The sequence below is a fragment of the Ensifer sp. SSB1 genome (assembly GCF_016652895.1).
In the GTDB taxonomy this organism is placed as follows: domain Bacteria; phylum Pseudomonadota; class Alphaproteobacteria; order Rhizobiales; family Rhizobiaceae; genus Ensifer.
This window is the reverse complement of record NZ_JAEPRP010000003.1, coordinates 78644-97686: the sequence shown is the minus strand read 5'-3', so window position 1 is coordinate 97686 and position 19043 is coordinate 78644. Positions and strand designations below refer to the sequence as shown.

General features: G+C 63.0%; 17 protein-coding genes and 2 pseudogenes. 9 read left to right on the top strand and 10 right to left on the bottom strand.

Translation table 11 applies throughout. The features are described 5' to 3' along the window. The 7 genes and pseudogenes from I8N66_RS01410 to I8N66_RS01380 all read left to right on the top strand — a co-directional run. Positions 1-527, top strand: a pseudogene (locus I8N66_RS01410) (acyl-CoA thioesterase domain-containing protein); the annotation flags it as partial. Between the two features lie 234 nt (positions 528-761). After that, positions 762-1100, top strand: a complete 339-nt coding sequence (locus I8N66_RS01405) for a P-II family nitrogen regulator (RefSeq protein ID WP_113535326.1) — start codon at positions 762-764, stop codon at positions 1098-1100. 27 nt (positions 1101-1127) lie between these two features. Next, on the top strand, positions 1128-2483 hold the full coding sequence (locus I8N66_RS01400; protein ID WP_113535327.1) for an ammonium transporter: 1356 nt from the start codon (positions 1128-1130) through the stop codon (positions 2481-2483). 233 nt (positions 2484-2716) lie between these two features. Continuing rightward, complete coding sequence (locus tag I8N66_RS01395) at positions 2717-5386, top strand: DNA translocase FtsK (protein ID WP_291148782.1); 2670 nt, start codon at positions 2717-2719, stop codon at positions 5384-5386. 204 nt (positions 5387-5590) lie between these two features. Continuing rightward, entirely contained in the window at positions 5591-6253 is a 663-nt protein-coding gene (locus I8N66_RS01390; protein WP_291148779.1) for an outer membrane lipoprotein carrier protein LolA, read from the top strand. Positions 6254-6419: 166 nt separating this feature from the next. Continuing rightward, positions 6420-7226 (top strand): exodeoxyribonuclease III, encoded by an 807-nt coding sequence (locus tag I8N66_RS01385; RefSeq protein WP_291148776.1) that lies wholly within the window; start codon positions 6420-6422, stop codon positions 7224-7226. Positions 7227-7458: 232 nt separating this feature from the next. Then, a complete protein-coding gene (locus I8N66_RS01380) occupies positions 7459-9642 on the top strand; it encodes a TonB-dependent siderophore receptor (protein ID WP_291148773.1) in 2184 nt (727 codons plus the stop codon). Positions 9643-9664: 22 nt separating this feature from the next. Here I8N66_RS01380 and I8N66_RS01375 read toward each other — a convergent pair whose 3' ends face one another. Continuing rightward, positions 9665-10120, bottom strand: coding sequence for a cyclic nucleotide-binding domain-containing protein (locus tag I8N66_RS01375; RefSeq protein ID WP_223725847.1), 456 nt, complete (start codon positions 10118-10120; stop codon positions 9665-9667). A 93-nt stretch (positions 10121-10213) separates the two neighbouring features. Continuing rightward, on the bottom strand, positions 10214-10897 hold the full coding sequence (locus tag I8N66_RS01370; protein ID WP_291148768.1) for a response regulator transcription factor: 684 nt from the start codon (positions 10895-10897) through the stop codon (positions 10214-10216). A 143-nt stretch (positions 10898-11040) separates the two neighbouring features. Between I8N66_RS01370 and I8N66_RS01365 the strand changes: the two are divergent. After that, positions 11041-11564, top strand: a pseudogene (locus I8N66_RS01365) (hypothetical protein). A 22-nt stretch (positions 11565-11586) separates the two neighbouring features. On the opposite strand, the gene I8N66_RS01360 reads toward I8N66_RS01365, so the two are convergent. The 5 genes from I8N66_RS01360 to rplS form a co-directional block, all read right to left on the bottom strand. Further along, positions 11587-12123: a histidine phosphatase family protein gene (locus tag I8N66_RS01360; RefSeq protein WP_291148765.1), complete on the bottom strand. Its 537-nt coding sequence runs from the start codon at positions 12121-12123 to the stop codon at positions 11587-11589. Between the two features lie 134 nt (positions 12124-12257). Beyond that, positions 12258-13667, bottom strand: a complete 1410-nt coding sequence (gene leuC / locus I8N66_RS01355) for a 3-isopropylmalate dehydratase large subunit (protein WP_291148762.1) — start codon at positions 13665-13667, stop codon at positions 12258-12260. A gap of 243 nt (positions 13668-13910) precedes the next feature. Continuing rightward, complete coding sequence (locus I8N66_RS01350; protein WP_291148760.1) at positions 13911-14732, bottom strand: amino acid ABC transporter permease; 822 nt, start codon at positions 14730-14732, stop codon at positions 13911-13913. Positions 14733-14741: 9 nt separating this feature from the next. Beyond that, complete coding sequence (locus tag I8N66_RS01345) at positions 14742-15551, bottom strand: transporter substrate-binding domain-containing protein (protein WP_113535336.1); 810 nt, start codon at positions 15549-15551, stop codon at positions 14742-14744. Positions 15552-15676: 125 nt separating this feature from the next. Beyond that, positions 15677-16195: a 50S ribosomal protein L19 gene (rplS, locus tag I8N66_RS01340; protein ID WP_043625625.1), complete on the bottom strand. Its 519-nt coding sequence runs from the start codon at positions 16193-16195 to the stop codon at positions 15677-15679. A gap of 328 nt (positions 16196-16523) precedes the next feature. Between rplS and I8N66_RS01335 the strand changes: the two genes are divergently transcribed. Further along, entirely contained in the window at positions 16524-17270 is a 747-nt protein-coding gene (locus tag I8N66_RS01335; protein WP_291148744.1) for a sulfite exporter TauE/SafE family protein, read from the top strand. Here the strand turns inward: I8N66_RS01335 and trmD are convergent. The 3 genes from trmD to rpsP form a co-directional block, all read right to left on the bottom strand. Beyond that, complete coding sequence (trmD, locus tag I8N66_RS01330) at positions 17252-17944, bottom strand: tRNA (guanosine(37)-N1)-methyltransferase TrmD (protein WP_291148794.1); 693 nt, start codon at positions 17942-17944, stop codon at positions 17252-17254. The genes I8N66_RS01335 and trmD overlap by 19 nt on opposite strands. Positions 17945-17955: 11 nt before the next feature. Next, complete coding sequence (gene rimM / locus I8N66_RS01325) at positions 17956-18519, bottom strand: ribosome maturation factor RimM (protein WP_113535339.1); 564 nt, start codon at positions 18517-18519, stop codon at positions 17956-17958. Positions 18520-18664: 145 nt separating this feature from the next. After that, positions 18665-19039 (bottom strand): 30S ribosomal protein S16, encoded by a 375-nt coding sequence (rpsP, locus tag I8N66_RS01320; protein ID WP_113535340.1) that lies wholly within the window; start codon positions 19037-19039, stop codon positions 18665-18667. Positions 19040-19043: the final 4 nt, after the last annotated feature.

Below are 19043 nucleotides of genomic sequence, written 5' to 3'. Positions count from 1 at the left end.
GTTTCGACCACCAGATCGAGATGCCGAAGCTTCCGCTGCCCGAGACCTTGCCGGGCGAGCAGGAGCTGAAAGAGAAATTCCTCGTGCATGCGCCGGAAGCGATCCGCCGTTACTGGGAGCGGCCGCGTCCGATCGAGATCCGCCCCGCCTCACTGCACCATTATTTCACCCGCGATGACGGCAAACCGATCCAGGATGTCTGGGTCAAGGCGGTCGGCACCGTCCCGCAGGAACGCCACATCCAGGCAGCCATCCTTGCTTACCTGTCCGACATGACCCTGCTCGACACATCGCTCTATGCACACGGCACTTCGGTCTTCGATCGGAACCTGCAGGTCGCGAGCCTCGATCACGCCATGTGGTTCCATCGGCCCTGCAAGATGGACGACTGGTTGCTGTATACCCAGGACAGTCCGAGTGCACACGGTGCCCGCGGGATGACCAGAGGCAGCCTTTTTACGCGTTCCGGCGTACTGATCGCGTCCGTCGCCCAGGAGGGGCTGATCCGGAAAAAGGCATCTGAATAGGAAATAAGCAGAAGCTTCATTCTGCCTATTTTTTAATCTCCTAAAGTGCCGATTTTTTGATGCGCCGCAGCATTCGTGCTGCGGCTTTCTTTTTTTCTGTTTTTTTTCATCAACTTAAGACGATCGCCAGAATCTGGCACGCCCCTTGAATGTCATGGTTCGGTTGCACGGCGCTCCGGCGCTCCGCAGCAAGGAGAGACGGCCTCCGCCGGAGGCGAACAAGGATGAAACCAGATGAAAATTGTGATGGCCATTATCAAGCCGTTCAAGCTCGATGAGGTTCGCGAAGCCCTCACTGCTGTCGGCATCCAGGGCCTGACCGTGACCGAAGTCAAAGGCTACGGCCGCCAGAAGGGACATACCGAAATCTACCGCGGCACCGAATATGCCGTGAGCTTCCTGCCGAAACTGAAGGTCGAGATCGCCGTCCCCTCAGAGCTCGTCGAAAAGGCCGTGGAAGCGATCGCTGCAGCCGCCAAGACCGGCCAGATCGGCGACGGCAAGATCTTCGTCTACGCCATTGACCATGCCGTGCGCATCCGCACCGGCGAAACCGATTCAGAAGCGTTGTAAATCACGCCGTTCAGGGAGCACTACTCGATGTCATCCAGCAAACTTACCACCTCTCTTGGACGCCTCGGCGCGCTCAGCGCCGCCTTGCTTGCGCCGGCCGTAGCCTTCGCACAGGAAGCAGCGCCGGCCGCAGCCGCCGCAGCGCCGGTCCCAGACAAGGCGGATACCGCCTTCATGTTCTTCTCCACGCTTCTCGTCTTCTTCATGCTCATTCCCGGCCTCGCACTCTTCTACGGTGGCCTTGTCCGCGCCAAGAACATGCTCTCGGTGCTGATGCAGTGCACCGTGATCGGCGCGGCGATGATGATCGTCTGGGTCGTCTACGGCTACTCCTTCGCTTTCGGTGGCTCGACCAGCCCCTATTTCGGCGGCTTCGCCAAGATGTTCCTCGCCGGTGTCACCGGTGAAAGCACATCGGCCACGTTCTCGGAAGGCGTCGTCATTCCGGAATACATCTTCATGCTGTTCCAGATGACCTTCGCCGCGCTGACGCCGGCCCTGATCGTCGGTGCCTTCGCCGAGCGCATCAAGTTCTCGGCCGCGGTCCTCTTCGCGATCCTCTGGGCAACCTTCGTCTACTTCCCGATCGCTCACATGGTCTGGGACGGCAACGGCCTGCTCTTCGGCATGGGCGCGCTCGACTTTGCCGGCGGCACTGTCGTTCACATCAATGCCGGCGTCGCGGGCCTCATCGGCGCGATCATGGTCGGCAAGCGCACCGGTTACGGCCGTGACATGATGGCACCGCATTCGATGACGCTGACGCTGGTTGGTGCTGCCATGCTCTGGTTCGGCTGGTTCGGCTTCAATGCCGGCTCGAACCTCGAAGCTTCGGGCGGCGCGGTTCTCGCAACCGTCAACACCTTCCTCGCAACGGCAGCCGCCATTCTCTCCTGGTCGGTCGTCGAAACCATCACGCGTGGCAAGGCTTCGATGCTGGGTGCAGCCTCGGGCATGATCGCTGGCCTCGTCGCCATCACGCCGGCCGCCGGCATTGCCGGCCCGATGGGTGCGATCGTCATGGGCGTGCTCGTCTCGCCGCTCTGCTACTTCTTCGTCTCGGTCGTGAAGAACAAGTTCCACTATGACGACACGGCGGACGTCTTCGGCGTCCACGGCGTCGGCGGCTTCTTCGGCGCGCTTGCCACCGGCATCTTCGCCTCCTCGTCGCTTGGCGGCATCGGCTATGCCGACGGCGTCACCATGGGCGGCCAGTTCGTCACGCAGCTCACCGCCGTTGCCATCACCATCGTCTGGTGCGGCGTCGTCTCGGTGATCCTCTACAAGGTAGTGGACTCGATCGTCGGCCTGCGCGTCTCCGTCGAAGCCGAACGCGAAGGTCTCGACCTCTCGTCCCACGGCGAAGCCGCCTACCACAGCTAAGCGGTTCCCGGCGCCGCAGCTGGCGCCGCTCACAGTCCCGTCGCGATCCGTCTGATGCGGATCGCCTTTGGCCCGGATCGGAAGCTCCGGGCCTTTTTCATGCCGATCTTGCGGACACCCACCGCTATTTTAGCGGCAACTACGCATGGTTAATGTCGCATTAACCGTACTCCGCTTAGGTTGATTCCATGGCGCGCAATGTGCCTTAGAGATCGAGACGGGCAGCAGGCAATATGAGCAGAAGCAATCCGGCAACGCTTGACAGCCGTTCCAACCGGTTCGTGCTAACCACCTTCGTTTGGCGGCAGATCGCGTCGCTGGCGGGCTTTGCGCTGTTTGGCGCATTGGCGCTGGCTGTCGCGGCGCTATCGACATGGAACGTCGCCGACCCGAGCTTCTCCTACGCGACATCGGAAGCGCCGACCAACGTGCTGGGTTACCCAGGCGCGGCCTTTGCCGATATCTTCATGCAATTCTTCGGCCTTGCCAGCGTCGTCGCCCTTTTGCCGGCCGTTGCCTGGGCGCTGGTGCTCATCAGCGGCAAGCGTTTCGACAAGGTCTTCAAGCGCCTTGGCGTCTGGTTCATCGGCTCCGTGCTTGCCGGCGCGGCGCTGAGCTGCGTTCCCGCCCCCATCACCTGGCCGCTGCCCAACGGTCTCGGCGGCGTCTTCGGCGACATGATTCTCCGCTTCCCGGCGCTCTTCACCGGCGCATTCCCGACCGGCACATTCGCCACCGTGCTCGCCTGCATCTTCGCCGCGCCGGCGGCCTGGTGCCTGATCTACAGCGCCGGCCTCATCGGCGTCAGTGACGAAGAGGAAGAGGACGAGGTCGTCGAACCGACACCGAGCAAGGCGCGCACCGTTCGCGACGAACTGGACGAAGACGACAGCGAGGGCCCCTTCACCCTGCTGATGGGCTCCTTCGCCCATATGCGCTACACCATGCACGCACGCGTCCGTCGCATTTTCGGCATGAGCGGCACGCGCAGTGCACCCAAGCGCCAGTATGACGAACCCTACGACTTCAACAATGACGAGTTCGGCACGCTGAACGAGCCGGTCCGGCCGAAGCCGATGGTCGCCGGGGACCGCATCGAACCCTCGCTCGATCGCTCGGAACGCCGCATCGTCACGCCGCCGCCCATCATGGCCGATGACGAAGACGATGACCTGCCCTTCGATATCGACGAACGTCGCCCGGCCGGCATCCTGCCCGACGACGAAGACGACGATCCGGCATCCGACTGGGCGCCGCGCGCAGCACCACCGAAGCAGGGCCTGCCGAAGTCGGGCTCGCGCGTGGCAACGCCTGCTCCCCGCCCGAAGAGCGGCCAGCGGATCGAGCGTGAAGCCCAGCGCTCCTTCGTCGAGGACGACGGCGACTTCACGCTGCCGCCCATGCATTTCCTTGCCGAGCCGAAGAATGTCGGCCGCGACGCCTCGCTTTCGCCCGACGCACTCGAACAGAATGCCCGCATGCTCGAAGGCGTGCTCGAGGATTTCGGCGTCAAGGGCGAGATCATTCACGTGCGCCCCGGCCCGGTCGTCACTCTCTACGAGCTGGAACCGGCGCCCGGCATCAAATCATCCCGCGTCATCGGCCTCGCCGATGACATCGCACGCTCGATGAGCGCGATCGCCGCCCGCGTCGCCGTCGTTCCCGGCCGCAACGCTATCGGCATCGAACTGCCGAACCAGCGGCGCGAGACCGTCTACTTGCGCGAACTCATCGGCTCGCGTGATTTCGAGACCTCCAAGGCCCGTCTTGCCATGGCGCTCGGCAAGACCATCGGTGGCGAGCCCGTCGTCGCCGATCTCGCCAAGATGCCGCATCTGCTCGTCGCCGGTACCACCGGCTCGGGCAAGTCCGTCGCGATCAACACCATGATCCTGTCGCTGCTTTACCGCCTGCGTCCGGATCAGTGCCGCCTGATCATGATCGACCCGAAGATGCTCGAACTCTCCGTCTATGACGGCATCCCGCACCTGCTTTCGCCCGTCGTGACCGACCCCAAGAAGGCAGTCGTGGCTCTCAAGTGGACCGTCCGCGAGATGGAAGAGCGCTACAAGAAGATGTCGAAGATCGGCGTGCGCAACATCGACGGCTTCAACAGCCGCGTCGAGCAGGCGCTTGCCAAGGGCGAGCAGATCACCCGCACGGTGCAGACCGGCTTCGACCGCCAGACCGGCGAAGCCATGTACGAGACGGAAGAGTTCGATCTGTCGCCGATGCCCTATATCGTCGTCATCATCGACGAAATGGCCGACCTGATGATGGTTGCCGGCAAGGACATCGAAGGCGCCGTGCAGCGCCTCGCGCAGATGGCGCGCGCCGCCGGCATCCACGTCATCATGGCGACGCAGCGCCCCTCGGTCGACGTCATCACCGGCACGATCAAGGCCAACTTCCCGACCCGCATCTCGTTCCAGGTCACCTCCAAGATCGACAGCCGCACGATCCTGGGCGAACAGGGCGCCGAACAGCTGCTCGGCATGGGCGACATGCTCTACATGGCCGGTGGCGGCCGCATCCAGCGCGTCCACGGCCCCTTCGTCTCCGACACCGAGGTCGAGGAAGTCGTCGCCTATCTGAAGACGCAAGGCGTACCGCAGTATCTCGATGCCATCACCGAGGATGACGACGAGGACGGCGATGGCGGTGGTCCCGCCGGCACGTCGAACCTCTCCGACTCCGACGATCCCTATGATCAGGCAGTCGCAATCGTCCTGCGCGACGGCAAGGCTTCCACCTCCTACGTGCAGCGCCGGCTCGGGATCGGCTACAATCGTGCCGCATCGCTGATCGAGCGCATGGAGCAGGAAGGCATTATCGGCCCGGCGAACCATGCGGGAAAACGCGAGATCCTGGTCCCGACCGAAGCGGAAATCACCGGCCGGTAAAGCAGTTCCGGCAGAAGTGCCGCGCGATTCTGCGTCCGCAATCGCGCAGCTGAGAGACACGGCCATCAAGATATGGCCATGCACCCCGCTCAAGGGGCCGAACCGGTAACGGTCATGTGAGAGCACGAGCCAAAAAGCTCGAAAGAGGCGCCTTGAAGGCGCCGCACTTGCGCTCCAGATGATCCGTAAATGAAGGAGACTGAGATGACAGAGACGAAGAACGGCGAGCGCAGCCATCCGGTAGTTTCGCGCCGCCTTTTCATGTGCGGGCTTGCGGCGCTTGCCGGCATCGGCGGCACCGGTCTCGACCTCACCCAGGCCTTCGCGCAGGCGCCGAGCGCTGCCCAGAAGATCGCCGATCACTTCTCCTCGGTGAAGACGATGTCCGGCGAATTCGTACAGTTCGGCCCGCGCGGCGAACAGACCGGTGGAAAGTTCTACATCCGCCGCCCCGGCCGCATCCGCTTCAACTACGAGGCCCCCTCGCCGATGCGCGTGATTGCCGATGGCAAGTCGGTGGTCATCGGCAACATGAAGCTCAAGACCTGGGACATCTATCCGCTGTCGAAGACGCCGCTCAACCTGTTGCTCAGCGAGAAGATCGACCTGACCGGCAAGATGGTGCGCGGCGTCAAGGAAGAGTCCGACCTCATCACCATCGTGCTTGGCGACCGCTCGATCTTCGGCGATTCGACGATCACCATGATGTTCGACCCGAAGACCTATGATCTGCGCCAGTGGACGATCACCGACGCGCAGAAGAAGGATACCTCGGTCATGATCTTCAATGTCCAGACCGGCATGGCGCTGGACGACAAGGTCTTCCAGATCCCCTATGACGAGGTCCGCAACAAGAAGGGCGGCTGAGCGAGTTCTCAGGCTCTGGCATTGTGGACATAAGGCCGCCAACGGCGGCCTTTTTCATGCATTCCTTGTCCCGGCGCGCCGGACCTGCTTAAAGCTCAGGTCAACATCCATCCTCAGCCGGCCTTCCCCTCGCGAGCGTCCGGCCCAGCCGATCAGGGAATGACGTATGGCCCTTTCCGTCGCCACTTGGAACATCAACTCCGTTCGCCTGCGCATGCCGCTGGTCGAGCATCTCCTGAAGACCTGGCAGCCCGATGTCCTCTGCCTGCAGGAAACCAAGTGCCCGAACGACCAGTTCCCGTCCAAGCCGCTGAAAGCGCTTGGTTACAATCATATCGAGATGCATGGTCAGAAGGGCTATCACGGCGTGGCGACGATCTCGCGCCTGCCGCTGCATGAGCTCAGCGACCGCCGCGACTATTGCGGCGTCGGCGACGCCCGCCACCTCTCCGTCGTCTTCGAGGCCGGTGGCAAGAAGATCCGGCTGCACAATTTCTACGTCCCGGCGGGCGGCGACGAGCCGGACCGCAGCATCAACCCGAAGTTCGGCCACAAGCTCGATTTCGTCGAAGAGATGAAGCTGCTGCATGCCGAAGCCGAGGCCGGCATTTCCTCTATCCTCGTCGGCGACCTCAACATCGCGCCGCTGGAGGACGACGTCTGGTCGCACAAGCAACTTCTGAAGATCGTCAGCCATACGCCGATCGAAACAGAGGGGCTGAACACGGTCATGAACGGCGGTGGCTGGGTCGACCTGATGCGCCAACACACGCCGACCCCGACCAAGCTCTACACCTGGTGGAGCTACCGGGCGAAGGACTGGGAAGCCGCGGACCGTGGCCGCCGCCTCGACCATATCTGGTCCTCCGCCGATCTGGCGCCGGCGCTCACGAATGTCGACATCCTGCGTGAAGCCCGCGGCTGGGAACGCCCCTCCGACCACGTGCCCGTCATCGCGCATTTTGATATCTAACGCTTTTTTCTGAGCGGCGGCACGCGCCTTTGGTGCTCGCCGCTCCATCAAGAAAAACATGACTAAAAGAATCATATTTTTCTTGATGCGCATTTCCAAACGGACTATCCCTCTTGTCAGGCGGCGGGGACATCGCCTCCGGCAGCCGCCGGGCTGCCATTTTCACTGATATTCGGGTGCTCTGCCCTGGCTGTTGCCGGAGGGCTTTCGTGCGCCCGCAGGAGGGCCAGACATGCCAAAAACCCTGCCGATCGACTTCATGCGGGCATCGCGCCGCACACTCTCCGCGACCACTGTCCTGGCCGCAAGCGCTGCCGCCGCGTTCCTTTCGCCGAATGCGGCCTACGCGCAATCGGCCGAAAGCCAGAAGACGACGCGGCTGGAAAAGATCGAGGTGACGGCGGGCAAGGCAGCCGCGACGATCGCGGAGGACAACGACACGATCGTGCCGACGCGCAACGTCTCGGCACTCAAAACCGACACACCGCTGATCGAAACGCCCCGCTCCGTATCGGTCGTCACGCGCAAGGAGCTCGAAGAGCGCGGCGTGCAGGACATGATCCAGGCGACACGCTATGCCGCCGGCGTCACGACCGGCGCCTTCGGCTTCGATCCGCGCTTCGACCAGATCTACATCCGTGGCTTCGAAACGACGACGACCGGCGACTTCCGTGACGGCCTGCGCCAGCCCTACATGAACTACGGCACCTTCCCGACCGAGGTCTACGGCCTCGAGCGGATAGAGATCCTCAAGGGTCCAGTCTCCGTCATGTATGGTGCTGCCGGCGTTGGCGGCATCGTCAACCGCATCTCCAAGATGCCTGAGGAGGACACACACCGCGAGGTCGAGCTGCAATATGGCACGATCGGCCGCGCTCAGGCCGCCTTCGACATCGGCGGGCCGGCAACGGCCGAGGGCGACGTCCTCTATCGCATCGTCGGACTTCTGCGAAACGGTGAGACCAGTTACGACGTTGCCGACGACCGCTACCTGCTGCAACCCTCCTTCACCTGGAAGCCGGACGAGGGTACGTCGCTGACCGTGTACGGCCTCGGCCAGAAGGGCGAGAGCGACGCCAGCCCGCGTGTGCTCGAACATGACGGCCGGCTACTGCGCTATAGCGACCCGGACTACGACCACCAGAAGGTTGGGCAGATTCAGGCCGGGTACAAATTCGAGCACGAGTTCGACAACGGCCTGACCTTCCGACAGCACGGCCGCGTCAGCGATCTCGACCTGAAGGCCCGTTACCTGCAGTTCGGGACGGAGGTCACGCCCGGCGTATTTGACCGCTCGCCCGTTGCCATCAAGGACGACCAGCGCGCCTACCAGATCGACAATCAGCTCCAGGCGACCTTTGACACCGGCGCGGTCTCGCACACGCTCCTGACCGGCCTCGATTACACCTGGATCACCTCCGACTTCGGCCTCGGTTTCGGCGGCGTCGACCCGGCCTATCGCTTCGATCTCAACAATCCCACCTTCGGCGTCGGCGGCCCGACGCCAGCGCTTACCAGCTTCAGCGGGCGGGATCTCAGGCAGACGGGTATCTATGTCCAGGACCAGCTGGAGGTCGGCAACTGGCGCGCCGTCGGCGGCCTTCGCTACGACTGGGTCGACCAGTCCAACATCGACAAGAACACCGGTGCCGTCGATCGCAAGGACGATGGCGAACTCACCGGACAGGCGGGCCTGCTCTACCTCTTCGACAACGGCATCGCACCCTATGCCAGCTACAGCACCTCCTTCGTACCGCGCACCGAACTTTCGGCCGACGGCCGCGTGCTCGACCCGACGACCGGTGAACAGATCGAACTGGGCGTGAAGTACCAGCCGGAAGGCGAAGCCTATTCGCTGACTGCGGCCTATTACCGGATCGTCGAAAGCGGCGCGCCGCAATATGTGTCCGACCCGTCCCTTCCCGTCGGCTACTACTACAAATCGGCCGGCGAAGTGACGACCAACGGTTTCGAGGTGGAAGGGCGCCGGGAGTTCGACAACGGGCTCAGCTTCATCGCCGCTTACAACTACAACGACGCCGAAATCACCGGAAACGTCGACCCGTCGCTGATCGGCAACGTCCCGTCAACAAAGCCGCGCCATGTCGCGTCGCTCTGGGTGAACTATCTGCTGCCGGACGACACGCAGCTTGCGGGCTTGAGCCTCGGCGGCGGCGCGCGTCTGGCATCAAGCTCCTACACATCCGATGCCAACACGACAAAGAACGGCGGCGCCGTCTATTTCGACGCCTCGATCGCCTACGACTTCGGCGTCAAGAACCCCGACCTCGACGGCCTGTCGCTCGCCGTCAGCGTCACCAATCTCGGCGACCGCCGCGAAGAGGTCTGCACCGATGGCTATTGCTATTTCGGCCAGGGCCGTACGGTGCTCGGCTCGCTGAAATACCGGTGGTAACGACCAGAAGCCGCTACTCGGCTCAGGCGAAACGGCCGGCGAGCGCGCCGGCCCGGCGGATCATCGCCTGCAGGTTCTCGCGGATGCGCGCTTCGACGAGCTCCGCCACTTCCGGGTACTCTTCCAGCATGCGGCGGAAGAGCGGCCGGTTGATGCGGATGACCTCGCTGTCCTCCTCGGCGGTCGCCGTGAACTTGCGTTCGACCATCGAGATCAGCGCCAGTTCCGACAGCAGCGCCCCGCGGCCGACCGTCGAGACCGTCGTCTCGGAACCATCGACGCCAGCCTTCGACAAGGACAGGCTGCCGCTCGCAATCGCATAGGCGCAATCGGCGGGCGCCCCTTCGCGAAACAGCTCCTGCCCCTTGAATATGCGGCGCCGCTCCGCGCCGAAGGCGATCAGCCGCAGCTTGTCCTCGCTGATATCGGCAAACAGCGGCACGTTGGAGAGAAGGACGATATCGTCGTTGAGCGCCAAGCGGCTAACCTCCCGAAATCACCACGCTGCCGGCCGGAGAGCCGGTGACAGGAAACGAAGCATAGGCATGGTTTTGCACCATGCACACTCCAGCTACGGAACGATCTTGTAGCCGCCGTTCTCTGTCACCAAAATCTCGGCATTGGAAGGGTCCCGCTCGATTTTCTGGCGGAGGCGATAGACGTGGGTTTCCAGCGTGTGGGTTGTCACGCCGGAATTGTAGCCCCAGACCTCCTCCAGGAGCACGTCGCGCGTCACCACTTTCTGGTCGGCGCGGTAGAGGTAGCGGATAATCGCCGCTTCCTTCTCGGTGAGCCGGATCTTCTGACCGTTTTCCAGCGTCAGCAGCTTCTGGCTGGGCTTGAACGTATAGGGCCCGACGCTGAAGGGCGCGTCCTCGCTCTGCTCATGCTGGCGCAGCTGTGCGCGGATACGGGCAAGCAGCACGGCGAAGCGGAACGGCTTCGTCACGTAGTCGTTGGCGCCGGCCTCGAGGCCGAGGATCGTGTCCGAATCGGTATCGTGGCCGGTCAGCATGATGATCGGCGCCTTGAAGCCGCCCTTGCGCAGGAGCTTCACCGCCTCGCGGCCATCCATGTCGGGCAGGCCGACATCCATGATCAGCAGGTCCACCTGCTGCGCCCGTGCGGTCTGGATACCCTTGCCGGCGGTGGCTTCCTGGATGAGATCGAATTCTTCGTAGAGCGAGAGCTGCTCGACCAGTGTCTCGCGCAGGTCATTGTCGTCATCGACAAGAAGAATGGTGCGGGTCGCCATGGGACAATTCCTGTTTGCTTCCGTTTTCAAACTAGCTCAAATGCCTGTGTTGGCAAGCGAACCAGCATTGGTAAGTCGTTATAGCTGCAACCGTGCTTATGGTGCCCCCCAATTCACGGGCAAAGCAAAAATCCGTGAGAATGATGCGCAAGAAAACGTCGGGAAAAAGACCGGCCAGATCCATCATCGTCCGCGCGGTGCCGCGCGATCGACGGCGGGCGCTGGCCTGCTTCGACGGCCGCATCGAGCCGGCGGCGATCGGGGCAAAGCGGCATCACCAGCCTGAAGCGTGAGGGCGACGGCGCCACGCCGCGTGCGGCAATGATGCTGATCGGTGGCTATGTCCGGCACGACCGCCCTTCCCTGCCGCCGGCGCCGCTGCCGACGCGCAAGACCCGCAAGGACATGCTCTGGTGCGACGCTTCGGGCCACGCCCAATACAATCGTCCGGTCACGGCACCCTTCACGCCGAGCCATGAGGAGATGATGCGCGAGGACGGGCTTTACGATATCTGCCTGGTGATGGACTGGAACCTCCGTTCCCGGAGGAGAAACGCCGGCTCGGCGATCTTCTTCCACCTGATCCGGCCGGGTTATGAGCCGACACAGGGCCATGCGTCGGCCGATGCCGCATATGCGCCGCGGCACCGTCGTGCAGGTTCTCTGACGTCAGCGGACTGCGGTGCAGCTCAGCGAAGCGAGCGTGGTGTCACGAAGCGCGTGAGTTTCGCCCCGCCGGGGATCAGCCCCCGCCATCCCGGGGCTTCGAATTCGAGCACGGCAAGGGCGGCGGTCGGAAACTTGTCCGCCATCCGCATGCGCAAGTCCGCATCGCCGGAACCGACCAGTTGCAGTGCCAGATCTTCCATGCCCGGATTGTGACCGACGATGAGCAGGGTCCTGACGGCCGGATCGGTCGCGCGCAGGACGCTGAGGATCTGCGGGGCACCCACCTCGTAGATCGCCCGGGTATTCTCGACCGCAACCTCGGACGGCAGGGTGGCTGCCACCAATTGCCAGGTCTCTTGCGCACGCTTGGCGGTCGAGACGAGTGCGAGATCGGGCACGAGCTTATGGCCGGCCATGTACATTCCCGTCAGCGGCGCAGCCTTGCGGCCGCGTTCTCCGAGCGGGCGATTGATGTCGGTGACGCCGTCCGGCCAGGCGGACTTGGCATGGCGTAACAGCAGCAGGCGATAGCTTTGCACAGGTACGTCGTCGCTCATCCCATCGTCCTCCCAAACATGCATCGGCTGGCACAGCTTAACGCATTTTCAAGCATGCGCGGGCAGCAACCAGGCCAAATAAAAAAGGCCGCCCCGAAGGGCGGCCATTGACGCCGGAAAAGCTCAAATCCGGCTTATTTCCATTCGCGGATGTCGACGAAGTGACCCGCCACCGCCGCGGCTGCCGCCATTGCCGGCGAGACCAGATGCGTACGGCCCTTGAAGCCCTGGCGGCCCTCGAAGTTGCGGTTCGACGTGGACGCGCAACGCTCGCCCGGCTTCAGCCGGTCGTCGTTCATCGCCAGGCACATGGAGCAGCCCGGCTCGCGCCAGTCGAAGCCGGCTTCCCTGAAGATCTTGTCGAGGCCTTCGGCCTCGGCCTGTTCCTTCACGAGGCCCGAGCCCGGAACGATCATGGCCGAAACCGTCGAGGCGACCTTGCGGCCTTCGACGACCTCAGCCACAGCCCGCAGGTCCTCGATGCGGCCGTTGGTGCAGGATCCGATGAAGACGCGGTCGACGGCGATGTCGGTGATCTTCGTGCCCGGCTTCAGGCCCATGTAGTCGAGCGCGCGCCACTTGGAGGCCCGCTTGTTCTCTTCCTGGATCTCATCCGGGTTGGGAACGATGCCCTGCACCGAAATGACGTCTTCGGGAGAGGAACCCCAGGAAACGATCGGCGGCAGGTTGGCAGCGTCGAGCACGACGACGCGATCGTAATGGGCGCCTTCGTCCGTGTGCAGCGTCTTCCAGTAGTCGAGCGCCATGTCCCAGGCCTTGCCCTTCGGAGCGCGCGGCTTGTCCTTGATATAGGCGAACGTCGTCTCGTCCGGCGCGATCAGGCCGGCGCGGGCGCCACCTTCGATCGTCATGTTGCAGATGGTCATGCGGCCTTCCATCGACAACGAACGGATCGCTTCGCCGGCAAACTCGATGACGTGGCCGGTACCGCCGGCAGTGCCGATCTCTCCGATGATGGCGAGGATGATGTCCTTGGCGGTGACGCCTGATGGCAGCTGGCCGTCGACGCGCACCAGCATGTTCTTCGCCTTCTTCTGGATCAGCGTCTGGGTGGCGAGCACGTGCTCGACCTCGGACGTGCCGATGCCATGCGCCAGCGAACCGAAGGCGCCGTGCGTCGAGGTGTGGCTGTCGCCGCAGACGATGGTCATGCCCGGCAGGGTGAAGCCCTGCTCTGGGCCGACGATGTGCACGATGCCCTGACGCTTGTCGTTCTCGGAGTAGTATTCGACGCCGAAGTCGGCGGCGTTCTTGGCGAGCGCCTCGACCTGAATGCGGCTTTCCTCGTTCTTGATGCCGAGGTGACGATCGGCCGAAGTCGGGACGTTGTGGTCGACGACGGCGAGCGTCTTTTCAGGCGCGCGGACCTGGCGGCCAGCCATGCGCAGGCCCTCGAAGGCCTGTGGGCTCGTCACTTCGTGAACGAGGTGACGATCGATGTAGAGAAGACAGGTGCCATCGTCCTGGCTGTTGACCAGATGGTCGTCCCAGATCTTGTCATAGAGAGTACGCGGTGCGCTCATGGCGGTATATCCATCGAGTTTTCAAAGAGGTAGGGATAGCCGGCGGCAAAGCAGCCGGAAACGCTGATCAAGGGATCAGGATAGGCGGCTTGTAAGCGCCCCGTGAACGCGCGCAAAGAAGCGTGCCGGCAGACGCTTGTGATCCTGCAGCACGACGATCTTCTGTTCGCGACATCCGAATTTGGATTCCATGGGCGCGTTCATATCAATTTTTTGACAGGTCGGCAATTGGCGTGATCGCGCTCAACGCTGCTCCGCGCGCCTCAGCCGCCGCTCCAGGCCTCGCAATGCCAGAGACAGGCCGATGGTCAGCACCAGATAGACATAGGCGACGATCGAGTAGGTCTCGAAGAAGCGAAAGGAACCGGAAGCATAGACCTTGCCCATCTGCGTGATGTCGGCGACGCCGAGCACAGAAACAAGCGAAGAGTCCTTGACCATGGCGACGAAGTCGTTGCCGAGCGGCGGCAGGATCACACGGATCGCCTGCGGAAAGATGACGAGACGAAAGCGCTGGTAGCGCGTGAGCCCGAGCGCCTTGGCAGCCTCCACCTGTCCCTTGTCGACCGAGAGAATGCCGGCCCGGAACACCTCGGCGATGAAGGCGGAGTAGCCGATCATCAGAGCGATGATGGCACGCCACATCAGCGAGATATCGCGCACGACGACAGGCTCCATCCAGCCGGCTGCGATCAGCGGCGCGCAGACGAAATTGGCAGCGACGACGAGCGCCGGCGCACCGACGAAGGCGATATAGAACAGAAGCACGAGGATCGGCACGCCACGGATGATCTCCGTGTAGAAGCGCGCGATCTGCCGGAGCGCCGAATGCTCGGAAAGCGCCATCAGCGCGATGCCGAGGCCGAGCGTTGTTGCCAGTACGAAGCCCATGAGGGTCACGAAGACGGTGACGCCGAGCCCCTTGAAGACGACGGTGAAGACTTCGGAGAAGATGTCGTTGCTGACGATCACGGCGGCGAGGGCCACCGCGATCGCAAGAAGGGCGACCAACCACCAGGGATAGTCGCCCTTACCGGACATATCAGGAGATTGCGGAGCGGCCATAGCCTCGGATCAGCCGCCCATCTTGTATTCGAGGAACCACTTCTTATCGAGGGCGTCGAATGTGCCGTCTGCCTTCAGCGCCTTGATCGCGGCGTTGACCGGAGCGACGAGGTCCGAGCCCTTCGGGAAGATGAAGCCGAAATCTTCGGTACCGAGCGGGCCGCCGACGACCTTGAGCTTGCCCTCGGACGAATCGACATAACCCTTGGCGGCGACACTGTCGGTCAGCACCACGTCGACGTCGCCGGCCTTCAGTGCCTGGACGGTTGCGCCGAAAGTCTCGAACAGCTTGATGCGCGGGTTCTGCTCGTTGCCGTCAAGCATTTCGTAGACGGCGGTGTAGAACGGCGAGGTGCCCGGCTGGGCGCCAACGAGACCGTCGGCAAAGGCGCCGAAGCTCTTGCCGTCGTTGAAGCGGTTTTCCTCGCTGCGAACCAGCATGAACTGCTGCGAACGCATGTAGGGGTCGGAGAAGTCGACCTTCTCCTTGCGATCGTCCTTGATGGTGATGCCGGTCATGCCGATCTGGTACTGGCCGTCATGCACCGCCTGGATCATCGCGTCCCAGCTGGTGTTCTGATATTCGACCTTGAAATTCAACCGCTTGGCGATCTCGTTCATGGCGTCGTATTCCCAGCCCTTGGCTTCGCCGGACTTCGGATCGACAAACTGCAGCGGCGGGTAGGCGTTCTCCGTGACGACGACAACCGTCTTGCCTCCCAGGTCGGGCAGGTCGCTGGCAAGCGCCGGTGCAGAAAATGCGAAAGGAACGGCAAGTGCAGCTGCGATGCCCGCAAGCACGTGGCGACGGATTGTCATTGGAGGGCTCCCGAAAATTGTGGCAGCGGAAAATGTCACAAATTCCATCGGAAAGACAAGCGGATAGTACCAAAAAAGAAAGGCGGCCGAGGCCGCCTTTCCAACAATCCCAGAGGATTGAAAACTTATTCTGCTGCGGCTTCCGCTGCTGCCTTTGCTTCGGCGGCTTCGGCTGCTGCCTTTTCGGCGGCGAGCGCCTGAGCTGCTGCAACCTTTTCAGCCTCGATGCGTGCCTTTTCCTCGGCAATCGCCTGACGCTCGGCTTCGTTCAGCTTGCGGGCGCGCGTGCCGGTGTTCTCGACGATACGAGCCGACTTGCCGCGACGATCGCGCAGGTAGTAGAGCTTGGCGCGACGGACCTTACCGCGGCGAACCACTTCGACGCTCTCGACGAGCGGAGAGTAAACCGGGAATACGCGCTCGACGCCTTCGCCGTAGGAGATCTTGCGAACGGTGAAGCTTTCGTTGATGCCGCCGCCCGAACGAGCGATGCAGACGCCTTCATAGGCCTGGACGCGAGTACGGTTGCCTTCGACAACGCGGACGTTGACGCGCAGGGTGTCGCCGGCGGAAAATTCCGGAAGCGTGCGCTTGGCGGCGATCTTGGCGGCCTGTTCGGCTTCCAGCTGCTGGATGATGTTCATCGGTCTAACCTTTCAAGTTCTTCTGAAACAGCCAGAGCGCTCACGATGAACCTGTCGGGCTTTGCCTTCAGGTCTTGCTGGGAACCAACAGGAGCGGGTACGCCATTCTTTGTTTTGGTCGACGGGCGTAGAACCCGAACCGGGGCGGCACTTACACCAATCTGCCCTGCTTGTCATCCCCGGAAGCCATATTTTCTCGGCGATCCGCATCAGCGGCGGCGATTCCATCAGAAAATCAGCTTAGACGGTCCACTCGATTGTCCGATGGCGCGGACTTGCGGTCGCCACCGCCACCGGCTATCCCGAGCATGGTGGTCCGGGGAATACCATGCATATCTTCGAAGTGCTCATGCTTTTTGCGGCCGGCTTCCTGTCCGGCGTCGTCAATGCCATCGCCGGGGGCGGAACGTTCCTGACCTTCGGGGCGATGACGCTTGGCGGCCTCTCGCCGATCGTCGCCAACGCGACCTCGTCGATCATCCAGTTCCCGGGCTATATCACCTCGGCGCTCGCCTATGCCAAGGAGATCCGGGCCGACAAACGCTATGCGATCCTGCTCGGGGTGATCTCGGCGCTCGGCGGTCTTGCCGGTGCGCTGCTGCTCGTCTCGCTCTCCAACGCCTCCTTCCGTGCGCTGGTCCCCTGGCTACTGCTTGCCGCGACGGCGATCTTCGCCGCCGGGCCGCTGCTCAAGCCCAAGGCGCGCGTTGACGAGCATGCGATCAATCCGGCCGGCATCGGCGCCCAGTTCGTCACCTCCATCTATGGCGGCTTCTTCGGCGCCGGCATGGGCATCATGATGCTGGCGGTGCTGGGGCTCGCGACCGGTGGTGGCTATCACCGGCTGAACGCGCTCAAGAACTTCATCTCGATCGTGATTGCCGCGATCGCCATCGTCGTCTTCGCCGCCGGTGGCGTCGTCTCCTGGCTGCATGCGGCCATCATGGTGCCGGGCGCAGCCCTTGGCGGCTACTCCGGGGTCTGGGCGGCCCGGCGCGTGCCGCAGGCGGTCATCCGTGCGCTCGTCGTCGCCGTCGGCCTGCTGCTTGCCGCCTATTATTTCTTCACGGGCTGATCGAGAAGATCGGGCCTGCGCTCGGCGGTAAGGCGCCGCGCCTCCGCTTCACGCCACTTGGCAATCGCACCGTGGTTGCCCGAGGTCAGTACCGGCGGGATCTCACGGCCTTCGAAGAGCTGCGGCCGGGTGTAGTGCGGGTGCTCGAGCAGGCCACCCTCGAAGCTCTCGTGCACGCCCGAAAGCTCGTTACCCATAACGCCCGGCAGGATGCGCACCACGGCATCGAGCAGCGTCAGCGCGGCCGGCTCGCCGCCGGAGAGAATGTAGTCGCCGATGGAAACCTCTTCGAGGCCGCGGGCATCGATCACCCGCTGATCGACGCCTTCAAAACGTCCGCAGACGATGACGACGCCGGGTCCGGCAGCAAGTTCGCGCACCCGCTCTTGTGTCAGCGGTCGGCCGCGCGGGCTCATCAGCAGCCGAGGACGATCGTCAGCCGCGGAGACTTGATCGATCGCCCGGGCAAGCACGTCGGGCTTCAGCACCATGCCTGCACCGCCGCCGGCCGGCGTGTCGTCGACGGTGCGATGCTTGTCTTCGGCGAAGTCGCGGATCTGCACCGCCTCGATCGACCATTGGCCGCGCTCCAGCGCCTTACCCGAAAGGGAGGCGCCGAGATGGCCCGGAAACATTTCGGGATAAAGCGTCAGAACAGTCGCGCGAAAATTCATTGCCGCATCGCTCACTTGCGCTTTGCGGAAAACGGATTGCCCGAATCCTGATCCTTGTCCTCGGAAAGACCCGCCGCCACGGGATCGACCAGCAACCGGCCCGCTTCCAGATCGATCTCCAGCACCGACCATTCGGTAAAGGGGATCAGCACCGGGCGTCGGCCCGGCCCCTTCAGCTCGAGGAGATCGCCGGCACCGAAGTCGAAAACGCCGCTGACCTTGCCATAGCTGGTGCCATTGCCGTCGATCGCTTCCAGGCCCTCGAGATCGGCATAGAAGAATTCGTCCTCGTCGAGATCCTCGTCCGGCAGGTTGTCCCGCTCGATGAACAGCTCGAGACCATTGAGCGCTTCGGCGGCGTTGCGATCGTTGACACCACGGAAGCGCACGACCACGACGTTCTTCGCCTCGCGGATTTCGAGCACCTCGAAGACACGGCCGTCATCGCTGTGCAGATTGCCATAGTCGCCGAGCGCCGTCGGATCGTCGGTAAAGGATTTGACCCTGACCTCGCCGCGCAAGCCTTGCGCCGCGCCGATAGTCGCCATCAGAACCGGGTTTTCGAGTTTGCTCATCGTCCGCGTCCGTTTCGGTATATCTCGCTGCACATAACGGAAAACGGGCGGCATGGAAATGCCACCCGTTTCCTTAAGTCACGGCAAGCTGGAACAGAGTGCTGCCGGAGGGCCGACAATCCCGTTCCAGACCGTTTGCCGGCAATTATTCTGCGGCAGCTTCTGCAGCGGCAGCAGCGGCTTCTTCAGCCTTCTGCTTGGCTTCAGCAGCGCGCTCCTGAGCCTTCTTGCCCGGAACAGCCTTGGTCGGGTTGCTGCGAGCCGGACGCTTTGCGAGGCCAGCCTGGTCGAGGAAGCGCAGAACGCGGTCGGTCGGCTGTGCGCCCTGGGCGATCCAGTGAGCGACGCGCTCGGCGTCGAGCTCAACGCGCTTTTCGTCGTCCTTGCCGAGCATCGGGTTCCAGGAGCCGATCTTCTCGAGGAAGCGGCCATCGCGCGGGCTGCGGGCGTCGGCAACGACGATCTGGTAGTACGGACGCTTCTTGGAACCGCCACGGGCGAGACGAATTTTCAGTGCCATTTGA

Bases quoted from the DNA above. Each gene is read 5' to 3' on its own strand.
- leuC (WP_291148762.1), bottom strand. From the start codon at position 13,667: ATGAGCGCACCGCGTACTCTCTATGACAAGATCTGGGACGACCATCTG.
- I8N66_RS01405 (WP_113535326.1), top strand. From the start codon at position 762: ATGAAAATTGTGATGGCCATTATCAAGCCGTTCAAGCTCGATGAGGTT.
- I8N66_RS01345 (WP_113535336.1), bottom strand. From the start codon at position 15,551: ATGACAATCCGTCGCCACGTGCTTGCGGGCATCGCAGCTGCACTTGCC.
- rpsP (WP_113535340.1), bottom strand. From the start codon at position 19,039: ATGGCACTGAAAATTCGTCTCGCCCGTGGCGGTTCCAAGAAGCGTCCG.
- I8N66_RS01390 (WP_291148779.1), top strand. From the start codon at position 5,591: ATGACAGAGACGAAGAACGGCGAGCGCAGCCATCCGGTAGTTTCGCGC.
- I8N66_RS01395 (WP_291148782.1), top strand. From the start codon at position 2,717: ATGAGCAGAAGCAATCCGGCAACGCTTGACAGCCGTTCCAACCGGTTC.
- I8N66_RS01335 (WP_291148744.1), top strand. From the start codon at position 16,524: ATGCATATCTTCGAAGTGCTCATGCTTTTTGCGGCCGGCTTCCTGTCC.
- I8N66_RS01360 (WP_291148765.1), bottom strand. From the start codon at position 12,123: ATGAGCGACGACGTACCTGTGCAAAGCTATCGCCTGCTGCTGTTACGC.
- I8N66_RS01350 (WP_291148760.1), bottom strand. From the start codon at position 14,732: ATGGCCGCTCCGCAATCTCCTGATATGTCCGGTAAGGGCGACTATCCC.
- I8N66_RS01380 (WP_291148773.1), top strand. From the start codon at position 7,459: ATGCCAAAAACCCTGCCGATCGACTTCATGCGGGCATCGCGCCGCACA.
- I8N66_RS01385 (WP_291148776.1), top strand. From the start codon at position 6,420: ATGGCCCTTTCCGTCGCCACTTGGAACATCAACTCCGTTCGCCTGCGC.
- rplS (WP_043625625.1), bottom strand. From the start codon at position 16,195: ATGAACATCATCCAGCAGCTGGAAGCCGAACAGGCCGCCAAGATCGCC.
- rimM (WP_113535339.1), bottom strand. From the start codon at position 18,519: ATGAGCAAACTCGAAAACCCGGTTCTGATGGCGACTATCGGCGCGGCG.
- I8N66_RS01370 (WP_291148768.1), bottom strand. From the start codon at position 10,897: ATGGCGACCCGCACCATTCTTCTTGTCGATGACGACAATGACCTGCGC.
- I8N66_RS01400 (WP_113535327.1), top strand. From the start codon at position 1,128: ATGTCATCCAGCAAACTTACCACCTCTCTTGGACGCCTCGGCGCGCTC.
- trmD (WP_291148794.1), bottom strand. From the start codon at position 17,944: ATGAATTTTCGCGCGACTGTTCTGACGCTTTATCCCGAAATGTTTCCG.